This is a genomic window from Arthrobacter sp. Y3225116 (assembly GCF_059091245.1).
In genome coordinates this window covers 1-10,128 of record NZ_JBNHGL010000099.1, presented here as the reverse complement: position 1 = coordinate 10,128, position 10,128 = coordinate 1, and the positions used below count along the sequence as shown (strand labels likewise).

8 protein-coding genes are annotated in these 10,128 nt (G+C 68.0%); 2 read left to right on the top strand and 6 right to left on the bottom strand.

Annotated features, from left to right (window positions below; all coding sequences use genetic code 11):
• The 3 genes from pepN to glgC form a co-directional block, all read right to left on the bottom strand.
• On the bottom strand, positions 1–2,614 hold a 2,614-nt coding region (gene pepN, locus AC5RV2_RS10550), incomplete at its 3' end, for an aminopeptidase N (protein WP_494092292.1).
• A 39-nt stretch (positions 2,615–2,653) separates the two neighbouring features.
• Entirely contained in the window at positions 2,654–3,763 is a 1,110-nt protein-coding gene (locus AC5RV2_RS10545; protein ID WP_494092291.1) for a YeiH family protein, read from the bottom strand.
• A gap of 106 nt (positions 3,764–3,869) precedes the next feature.
• Positions 3,870–5,162: a glucose-1-phosphate adenylyltransferase gene (gene glgC, locus AC5RV2_RS10540; RefSeq protein ID WP_494092290.1), complete on the bottom strand. Its 1,293-nt coding sequence runs from the start codon at positions 5,160–5,162 to the stop codon at positions 3,870–3,872.
• An 89-nt stretch (positions 5,163–5,251) separates the two neighbouring features.
• Between glgC and glgA the strand changes: the two genes are divergently transcribed.
• Positions 5,252–6,448, top strand: a complete 1,197-nt coding sequence (gene glgA, locus AC5RV2_RS10535) for a glycogen synthase (protein WP_494092289.1) — start codon at positions 5,252–5,254, stop codon at positions 6,446–6,448.
• A gap of 13 nt (positions 6,449–6,461) precedes the next feature.
• Here glgA and AC5RV2_RS10530 read toward each other — a convergent pair whose 3' ends face one another.
• Positions 6,462–6,899 carry a protein-tyrosine phosphatase family protein gene (locus AC5RV2_RS10530; protein WP_494092288.1) on the bottom strand — a complete coding sequence of 146 codons (438 nt, stop codon included), beginning with the start codon at positions 6,897–6,899 and terminating at the stop codon, positions 6,462–6,464.
• A 456-nt stretch (positions 6,900–7,355) separates the two neighbouring features.
• Here AC5RV2_RS10530 and AC5RV2_RS10525 point away from each other — a divergent pair, with 456 nt between their 5' ends.
• Entirely contained in the window at positions 7,356–7,688 is a 333-nt protein-coding gene (locus AC5RV2_RS10525) for a hypothetical protein (protein ID WP_494092287.1), read from the top strand.
• Positions 7,689–7,851: 163 nt separating this feature from the next.
• On the opposite strand, the gene AC5RV2_RS10520 is transcribed toward AC5RV2_RS10525, so the two are convergent.
• Positions 7,852–8,874 (bottom strand): DUF808 domain-containing protein, encoded by a 1,023-nt coding sequence (locus tag AC5RV2_RS10520; RefSeq protein WP_494092286.1) that lies wholly within the window; start codon positions 8,872–8,874, stop codon positions 7,852–7,854.
• Positions 8,875–9,038: 164 nt separating this feature from the next.
• Positions 9,039–10,128: SbcC/MukB-like Walker B domain-containing protein (locus tag AC5RV2_RS10515; RefSeq protein ID WP_494092285.1), on the bottom strand; the 1,090-nt coding region annotated here is incomplete at its 5' end.

The following is a 10,128-nucleotide window of genomic DNA, read 5'->3' as shown; positions in this document are numbered from 1 at the left end:
AGCCCCGGGTGCCGGCCTGCTGCGCGCGGAGTGCCCGGAGCAGATGGTCGCGCTGTTCAATGACGATGCGGCGAAGCGCGGCCGGCGCCTCCGCGTGGCTGTCGAGCCAGTCATCGGTGCGTACGACGACGGGGTGTTCGGCAGGTTCCTGTCCGGAGACCAGGTCCTGGGCGATGGGGTAGAGCCCCCGAACCAGCCTGCCCGCTATCTCGATGCTCTTCACCGACCAGATCCGATCGAGTTCCTCAAAGTACGGTTCCACATACCCGGCGTGAAGCTCACGCGGGCCCTGGCAGAAACCATCGATGGTGGCGTCCAGCAGCTCGTTGGACAGCGAATCGGTATGCACTGCGGTGTGCCAGGCCTCGGCCTTCACTTCCGGAGCGGGCCGCGCCGACATGGCGGCCAGATGGCCGGCACGCGCCGCCGCGTTGCGGTCGGCTTCCAGGGCCGCATCCAGCTCCGCCGCCGAAGCGTGGCCGGTGGCCGCCAGTGCCTGCCAGAAACGCCAGCGCAGGTCCGTGTCCAGCTTCAGTCCCTCCAGCACGGTGGTCTTGTCCAGCAGGCCGCGCAGGAACCGCGCCTGGCCGTCATCCGCGCGGCCGACCGCCGCCAGTGACCGCGCCCAGGTCAGCTGCCGGTCGCTGCCCGGCTCCGCCGCTTCCACCTCCCGGCGCGCTGCGGCCAGGAAGGCTTCCCGCAGGCCCGTCCGGAGGCCCGCCGGTGCGTAGCGGTCCATCGCGGCCTTGGCGCAGTCCAGGACCACCTGCAGCACGCTGTTCTCGGTTTCCGCCGGGGCGAAGCGCTGCACCGCCTCCACGTAGTCGGCGGCGGGGAGGCGCCCGTCGCGGGCCATGTCCCAGAGGCTCGACCAGCACAGGGCGCGGGCCAGCGGATCGGTGACCATGTCCAGGGCGGAGAGCACCGTTTCCAGGGAGCGGGCGTCGAAGACGACCTTGGCGTAGCTCAAGTCCTCATCGTTGAGCAGCAGCAGGGCGGGAAGGTTCCGGCCCGCCAGTTCCGGAACCTCGGTCCGCGGGCCCGCCACGTCCAGCTCCAGCTGGTCCGTGCGGACCAGCCGGCCGGTGGCGTCCGGGTTGTACAGGCCCAGCCGCAGCCGGTGCGTCCGGAAGGACGGCTCGTGCGTCACCGGATCCACCGCCTCTTGGACGATGGCCGCGGAGGCGATCGCACCGCCGTCGTACTCGAGGTCCACGCCCAGCGTGGAGATGCCGGCGGTCTGCAGCCACTGCCGCGCCCACTGCTCCATGTCCCGGCCGGAAGCCGCGCTGAGGGCGGTGAGGAAATCGGCCAGCGAGGTGTTGCCGTAGGCATGTTCACGGAAATACCGGCGCGAGGCACCGACGAAGGAGTCGAAACCGGCATAGGCCACCAACTGTTTGAGCACCGAGGCGCCCTTGGCATACGTGATGCCGTCGAAGTTCTGCTTGGCCGCTTCCAGGTCCGGGATGTCGGCGACGATGGGGTGGGTGGTGGGCAGCTGGTCCTGCACGTACGCCCACCCCTTGCGCCGGTTGGCGAAGGTGATCCAGGCGTTGGTCCATTGCGTGGCCTCGGCGGACGCCAAGGACCCCATGTAGTCGGCGAACGATTCCTTCAGCCAGAGGTCGTCCCACCATTTCATGGTGACCAGGTCGCCGAACCACATGTGCGCCATCTCGTGCAGGATGGTGTTGGCGCGGGCCTGGTACTGGGCGTCGGTGGCCCGGGAAGAGAACACGTAGGCCTCGGTGAAGGTGACCAGTCCTGGGTTCTCCATGGCGCCCAGGTTGTATTCGGGCACGAACGCCTGCTCGTACTTGCCGAACGGGTAGGGGTAGTCGAAGAGTTCGTGGAAGAAGTCCAGGCCGGCCTTGGTGACGGCGAAGATCTGCTCCGGATCGAAGGAATCGGCCAGCGAGGCGCGGCAGTAGGCGCCAAGCGGCACACTGAGTTGTCCTCCGTCGGGCAGGGTGCCCTGCCAGTTGTCCCTTACCGCGTGGTAGGGCCCGGCCAGGACGGTGGTGATGTAGGTGGAGATGCGCGGCGTCGGCTCGAAGCGGCGGACGGAGTAGCCGGGCGTGGAGCCCATTGGCTCGGTCACGGCCACCGCGGCGTTCGAGGCCACCAGCCAGTGGTCGGGGGCGGCAACGTGGAAGCTGAAGCTGGCCTTCAGGTCCGGCTGCTCGAAGTTGGCGAAGACGCGGCGCGCGTCGGCCGGTTCGTACTGCGTGTAGAGGTACGTTCGCGCGTCCACCGGATCGACGAACCGGTGGAGCCCTTCGCCGCTGCTGCTGTACAGCGCGGTGCCCGTGATCGTGACCTGGTTCTCGGCCTCGAGGCCGGGCAGCGTGATCCGGGAACCGTCCACGACGTCGTCGAGGTCCAGGGGCCGGCCGTTGAGCGTGACGGAGTGGACACCGCCGTGGATGAAGTCGGCAAACACCGTGGCGCCCGGTGCGCTGCAGCTGAACGTGATGACGGTGCTGGAGACGAAACCCGGCGCGTCGGGGTCCTCGGCGTTGCGCAGGTCCAGCGAGACCTCATAGCTCTCCACCTGCAGGATGTGTGACCGTGCGGCCGCTTCGTCGCGGCTGAGGTTCTGGTTCGTCATCCGGCCCATTTAACCATGCGCAGGTCCGGTTGCGGCCCCTCAGCGTCCGCCCATCGCCAGCCAGGCTGCAACGATCCCCAGTCCGGCGATCAGCAGCCAGGAAAGCAGGGCCGTGGAGATGGCCGGCAGCGAGGACCGGAGCAGTTCCCGCAAGCGAACGGCCGAGCCCAGCCCGAACAGTGCCGCGGCCAGCAGGAGTTCCTGCACCAACGCCAAGCCGTCCAGAACCGGCTGCGGCAACCATCCCGTGCTGCGCAGCATCATCAGGGCGAGGAAACCGAGTACGAAGAGCGGCACCAGCGGCGGCTGCTTGCCGGGCCTGCCGGTTGGGTGTCCGCGTGCGGCTCCCGCCTTGGTTTTCCGCCGGCTGTGCAGGGCTGCGGCGGCGGTCACGGGTGCCAGCATCACCACGCGGGCGAGCTTGACGACGACGGCGATGGTCAGGGCCGCCGTGCCGGCGCTCTGCGCGGTGGCGACGACCTGTCCGACGTCGTGTACCGAAGCTCCGGTCCAGAAGCCGAACACTGCAGGGGTCATGCCGGTGGCCGCCATGACGGCCGGCAGGACGCCGATGGCCAGCGTGCCGCACAGCGTCACCAAGGCGACGGGCATCAGCGTGTCCTGGCTTCGGCTGCCCCGGGCAGCGGCGACGGCGCTGATGGCCGAGGCCCCGCAGATGGAGAATCCAGCGGCCAGCAGCACCGGCTGGTCGCCGGGCAAACGGTGCCAACGCGCCAGCAAGTAGGTTCCGCCGAACGCCAGCAGCAGCACCAGAACCACCAGCACCAGCGCGAACCAGCCCAGCTCGGCCAGGTCCGAGAGCGCCAGCCGGGCACCCAGCAGCACAATCCCGGCCCGCATCAGCGTCCGCCCGGAGAAGGCCAGCCCGGGAAGCGCGGCTCCGCCGGTCCACGAAGCAGTAGGCGGCAGATTCGCCGCCAGGATCCCCAGGACCACGGCGAAGCTCATCACCGGGACGGCCGGCGCGAGCCAGTGCAGGCCGTGGGCGGCTACTACTGCGGCCGCTGCAAAGAGCAGCCCCGGTCCGACGCGGAGCAGCCAGGGTGTGGCGCGCCGCCCCGGATCCTGCGGCCCCGCGGGCGGTCCGGGCCGGATAGGGCGGGGCTCCGGTGACTGAGGTTGAGGCACTTCGCTACCGTACCGCCTGGAGTCCGCGGTCCGGGCGCGTTCGAAATCGTGGCGACAGGGGAGATGCCGGGAAAAGCAGGACAAAGCTACAAACCTGTACGCTGAGCTACAATGAAGCGGCCTTGTGCTGAGCGCTCGCCGTGGGGCCGAGGATGACCTTCTGGTCCTTGCTCAGGACGGTCAGCCCGGATTCGGTGACCGTGAAGCCCCGCGCGCGGTCCAGTTCGGGATCGACCCCGATCGTGGCGCCGGCCGGGATGCGGACATTCTTGTCCACGATGGCCCTTCGGACCACGGCTCCCTCGCCCACCGTCACCTTGTCCAACAGCACGCTCCCGTGGATTTGGGCGCCCTCGGCGACGAAGACGTCGGTGGAGAGCACCGACTCGGTGACTTCTGCACCCGAAACCACCACGCCCTGGGACAGGAGGGAGTCGTGCGCAGTGCCCGCGGTGCCGCTGACTCCGCGCACCAGCTTGGCCGGGGGAGACACCGACTGACGTGTATAGATCGGCCACCGCAGGTTGTAGAGATTGAAGGCGGGCAGCGGGCTGATCAGGTCCATGTGGGCTTCGTAGTAGGAATCTAGCGTGCCCACGTCGCGCCAGTACTGCCGGTCGGCCCCGGTGGAGCCGGGTATGTCGTTCGCGGTGAAATCGTAGACGGCTGCTTCGCCGCGTTCCACGAAGTAGGGGATGATGTCGCCGCCCATGTCGTGGTTGGTGTCCAGCCGCTCGGCGTCGACTTCCAGGGCCTGCAGCAGTGCGTCCGTGTTGAAGACGTAGTTTCCCATGGACGCCAGGAAACTGTCCGGGTCATCCGCCAGGCCGGGAGTGGTCGCGGGCTTCTCCACGAAGGCGCGAATCTTGGTGGGGGCGTCGGGCTCGGACTCGATCACGCCGAACTGATTGGCCAGCGCGAGCGGCTGGCGCACCGCGGCCACACTGGCGGGCGCACCGGACGCTATGTGCTCCTCCACCATTTGGGAGAAGTCCATCCGGTAGACGTGGTCCGCGCCGACCACCACCACGATGTCCGGCCGGGCGTCATGGATCAGGTTCAGGGACTGGTAGATGGCATTGGCGCTGCCCAGGAACCAGCTCTTGCCCCGCCGCTGCTGCGCCGGTACAGAGGCAACGTAGTTGCCCAACTGCGCGGCCATGCGCCAGGTTTCGGAAATGTGCCGGTCCAGGCTGTGCGATTTGTACTGCGTCAGCACCACGATCTCCCGGTACCCGGAATTCACCAGGTTGGACAATGCGAAATCGATCAGCCGGTAGCTGCCGGCAAACGGCACCGCCGGCTTGGCCCGGTCCGCAGTGAGCGGCATCAGGCGCTTTCCCTCGCCGCCGGCAAGCACAACGGCCAAAACCTTCTTCTGTGGCATCGTCCATCCCATCGCATTCGCGGTCCAGTAGCGGACCGACACACGTCCCCCTTGTCAACACACAGTAGAGGAAGGGCCGGGCGTGCACTACGTTAGGTGTCGTGCGTGTAGACATTGTGACAAAAGAATTCCCGCCCGAGATCTACGGCGGAGCCGGCGTGCACGTGGCCGAGCTCAGCCGGGTACTGGCCGGCAGGGTGGATCTGCGCGTGCATGCCTTCGGGGCCGACCGGCCGTCCGACTTCCATGGCGCAACGGTGCGCAGCTACGGGGTCCCCGCGGGACTGCGGGAAGCCAATGCCGCGGTGCAGACCCTCGGCGTCGACCTTGAGATGCTGGACGGCTTCGCCGGTGCTGACCTCATCCATTCGCACACCTGGTATGCCAACATGGCCGGGCATTTGGGGTCGCTGCTGCACGATGTGCCGCACGTGCTCAGCGCGCATTCACTGGAGCCGTTGCGGCCGTGGAAGGCGGAGCAGTTGGGCGGAGGCTATCGGCTCTCGTCCTGGGCGGAGCGCACCGCCTACGAGGCGGCCGCCGCCGTCGTTGCCGTGTCCGCCGGGATGCGCCGGGACATTCTGCGCAGCTACCCCGACGTGGATCCGGACCGGGTGCACGTGGTCCACAACGGCGTGGACGTGAAGGAATGGACACCCGATCACGACGACGACGCGGTGCGCGCCTTGGGGATCGACCCGGACCGGCCCAGCGTGGTCTTCGTGGGGCGGATCACCCGGCAGAAGGGCGTGCCGTACCTGCTGCGCGCCGCGGCGTTGCTGCCGCCGGAAGTGCAGCTGGTGCTGTGTGCCGGCGCCGCCGACACCCCTGAACTGGCGTCCGAGGTGAATTCGCTGGTCGCCGGGCTGCGCGGGACCCGCGACGGCGTCGTGGTGATCGAGCGGATGCTCCCGCGGCCGGAACTGATCCAGGTGCTCAGCCATGCCACCGTCTTCGCGTGCCCGTCGATCTACGAACCGCTGGGCATCGTGAACCTTGAAGCCATGGCCTGCGGCGCCCCGGTGGTGGCCAGCGCCACCGGCGGCATTCCGGAGGTCGTCGACGACGGCGTCACCGGCACCCTGGTGCCCTTGGAGCAGGCGAGCGACGGGACGGGCACCCCGCTGGACGAGGAACAGTTCGTCCGCGATTTCGCCGCCGCGCTTAACAAGACGCTGGATGATCCGGCCGCCGCCCGCCGCCAGGGCGAGGCGGGCCGCCGGCGCGCCGAGGAGCACTTCTCCTGGGACTCCATCGCCGAGAAGACCCTGGGCGTCTACCGCAGCGTGCTGGCGTAAGAGGCGCAGCCCGCTACTGGCGTTGGGGGAACCGGCGCACAAACCGTCGCTGCCACGGGGTTTCGACGGCGCCGGGGCGGTAGTGCTTACGGACCCACCCGGTGGCTTCGGGGGCGGGAACGCCGTCGAGAATCGCGATGCAGGCCAGCGCCGTGCCGGTCCGCCCCCGGCCTCCGTGGCAGGCGACCTCCACCCGCTCGTCGCCGGCGCGCAGCCAGGCTTCGCGGAAGGCCTCCTCGGCCTCCGATAGGTCCTCCGGCAGCCGCAGATCGCGCCAACGCAGCCACCGCTGCTCCCACAGGGTGGAAGTCGGCGCCCGGCGCGTCAGGTACAGGGCGAATTCCGGCGCGGGACCCGGCGGCAGCGGAAGACGCAGTGCGCGGCCACGCAGCAGCCTCCCCGACGGCAGCCGCAGCACACCCGGCAGACCCGGATCCCATGCTGATCCCATGCCAGCGAGGATAGCCCCGGACGGAGGGCTGCGTCTCACCGCAGCAAATGATCGGGTTCACGCGAACACCAGAAAGTCGGACTATTCCTACTGCCGGACTAACAAGAAACAGCGGAACCGACAATGAGGAGGCCATGCGTCTGCATGGGCTCATGATAGGGGCCGTGAGAGAGATGGAGAATGGGCCTTCCGGCTGGACTTTGAAGCTACCCGCACAGCCGTGAAAACAGTACGCTTTGCCCTACCTAACCCATCGCGGTTCGCGGCTAAGAGAATCCAGGCCGGGAGCAGCATAACTGCACGGTAGTGGAGGCCTTTTTGAGTGGAGGCTCTGGCCTTCCGGACTGGTTGCTTCCGGGGTGGCTGCTCGTTTCTGTCGTACTGATCGTGGCAGCTGCAGTCCGCGGCCGGAGTTCCAGGGCGACTGCTGCGTCCCAGGAAATCCACGTAGAAGGCGTGAGGGCATCGAAAGAGTTCACGGTGCCCATCGGGCTTCAGGCGTTGCACGAAGAACTTCGTTCCATAGTGCGCAGCGAGAAGAGATTTTCACGGATCAAGGCGGTCCCCGGCGGAATGATCATCCACACACGGATCAACTTTTGGAGCTGGGGCGAGGTCATCGAAATCAAGAACTATGAGACAAGCGCAGGCACCAGAGTTTACGCATCTTGCCGGCCGCGGCTGCGAACCACCGTGCTCGACTATGGGCAGGGCGCCCGCGACTTGAGCCTCCTGACCGATCTTCTGGGGGAACGAGTCGGATCAGGTGATCTTGGCCCCGGCCGCTAGATTCCTCCACGAGATCCCGATGACCGTCCAGTCGTGGGAGGCCCTGCCGAGTAAATCCTGTGGAACTTGGCCCTCCGGGGGCATAGCGCCCGAGGGACCGCTTTTGGAACAGTCGCTGCACGGGGCTAGGGCTGGGATTTTGTGGAGACCCGGCGGCCGGAGACTAAGGGGTGGGATCGGCGTCGCGCCCCGGCGGGCGATGGCCGGCTGTGGCGGCGCGGGCGTCGCCCTCTTCGTGCCCGCCCTTGTTCTTGCCGAAGGGCAGCACTTTGAGCAGCGGGTGCAGGATGGCCATGACGACCAGGCCCCAAGCGAGTCCGAGGACGGCCGAGCACAGGGTGTTCACGAGCCAGGCCAGGAAGCCGCCGGCCACCGGGATCCCGGCGAACGGGCCCTCGAGGACGTGGACCAGGTCATAGGGAGCGTGCCAGCCGAGGTCGTATGCCCCCTGGAGCATGATGTGGCCGCCGACCCAGAGCATGGCGATCGTGCCGATGAAAGTGATCGCGGCCAGCACCGCGGGCATGCCCTTGACGAGCAGCGCGCCGAAGCGCTGCGAGCCCGCGGAGTCCTTGGTGGTCAGGTGCAGGCCGATGTCGTCCATTTTGACGATGAGCCCGACGGCGCCGTACACCAGCACCGTGATTGCAATCGCCACGACGACCAGGATGAGCGCCCGGACCCACAGGGAGGCGTCACCCACCTCGTTCATCGAGATCACCATGATCTCGCAGGACAGGATGAAGTCGGTGGTGATGGCGCCCTTGACGACCTTGGACTCCGCCTCGGGACCCCGCTCGACCGCCGGCGCCTTGTCGACCTCGTGGTGGCCGCGAAGCTTGTGCCAGACCTTCTCGGCACCCTCGTAGCAGAGGTAGGTGCCGCCCAGCATAAGGATGAACGGGATCGCCCCCGGGATGAAGGCGCTGACCAGCAGCAGCGCCGGCAGGATGATCAGCAGCTTGTTCCGGAGCGAGCCCCAGAAGATGCGCTTGATCATCGGCAGTTCGCGGGAAGGGTCCGCCCCGGACACGTACTGCGGGGTGACGGCGGCGTCGTCGATCACCACGCCGGCGGCCTTGGCCCCGGCCTTGGCGGCGCCCGCCGCGACGTCGTCCACCGAGGCGGCCGCGATGCGGGCCAGGGCTGCGACGTCGTCGAGCAGGGCAACGAGACCGCCGCTCACAGATCGCCTCCGCGTTGCTCGACGGCGGACTGCTGGACGTAGAGGCCACGGTTGAGGTGCGTGATCGGCATGCTCAAAAGTATACGGCGGCGCGACGCCCGTCCGCCCGGGGGAGTGCGTTGATGGAGGCCAGGCTGGAGGCGAGGTCAGCCAGGGACGAGCAATCAGCGCAACACGATGTCCACCGGCCGCGCCAGGGAGTGGCCGCGTTCCAGGATGCCCGACCGGTTGGCGGATTCATCGCGCAGGACCTCGGTGACCGAACCGAGGAAGCGGGCCAGGTCCACCTTGTCCTCGGGGGCGGCCAACAGCAGCTGGAAACCGAATTCGTGCAGCGCGTTGATGCTGGCCTCGGCGAACGCCAGCGATGATTTCACGAAGGCCTCGTCCATCATCACCGTGCCGAAGGTGCTGAAGCCCTGCCCGGCGATGCCCAGTTGGTAGGCCAGCGCCGACGCCATGATGAAAGCGGTGAAGCGCTGGCCCTCGCCGCCGGACATCAGGCTGGCCTGCAGGTTGGTGTAGGCGCGGCCGTCCGCCAGCAGATTGGTGCAGGTGATGTCCACGTGCGACCGCACGTCCAGGACCTCGGCGCGCCAGCGGCGCTCGTCCTCGGAGGCCAGCCTCTCCACAATCCGCTCCAGGGCGAGGTAGCGGGCGTCCATGTCCTCGGCGGTCTGCCGCCTGCCCATGACCGGCAGCGCGTTCTTCAGGTCGGTGCGGAACTTGTGCGAAGCGTCGGGCACCGCGTTGGCGATCTCAATCTGAAGGTGGCTGTCCTCGTGGTACTTCACCCGCCGCAGGATCTGGTTCAGCGGCTGCAGGCGGGACGCAATGCTGCGGCGTTCTTCGTCCAGCAACTGGAGCAGGTCGCTGAAGCGTTCGTAGGTGCGGTTGTTAAAGTACTCGCGGAACTCCGCCTCCCGCTGCGGCAGCCCTTCGCCCACGATGTCGTGGTAGCGCGCCTCGTAGTCGGCGGCGGCCTCCAGCGACGTGCCGTGGTCTGATCCCCACTGCCTGCCGTAGGACTCGAAGATCTTCACCAGCTGGTTGCCGGCCTCCAGCCGGGTCCGCTCCAGCAGGCCGCGGGAATCCAGCAGCGCGCGCTCCACCCGGGTGCAGACGTCCCCCATAAAGGCCAAGTCGGTGATCTCCCCGTACGGGGCAAAGAGGTCGTCCAGCTCGGCGGCCAGTTCGTCGGTCAGCTGCCCGGCGGTCGCGCCGGTGGCGGCCAAAGCGTCCCGGCGCCCCCGC

Coding starts and splice junctions, on each gene's coding strand:
- glgC (WP_494092290.1), bottom strand. CDS start 5,162: ATGGGATGGACGATGCCACAGAAGAAGGTTTTGGCCGTTGTGCTTGCC.
- AC5RV2_RS10530 (WP_494092288.1), bottom strand. CDS start 6,899: ATGGGATCAGCATGGGATCCGGGTCTGCCGGGTGTGCTGCGGCTGCCG.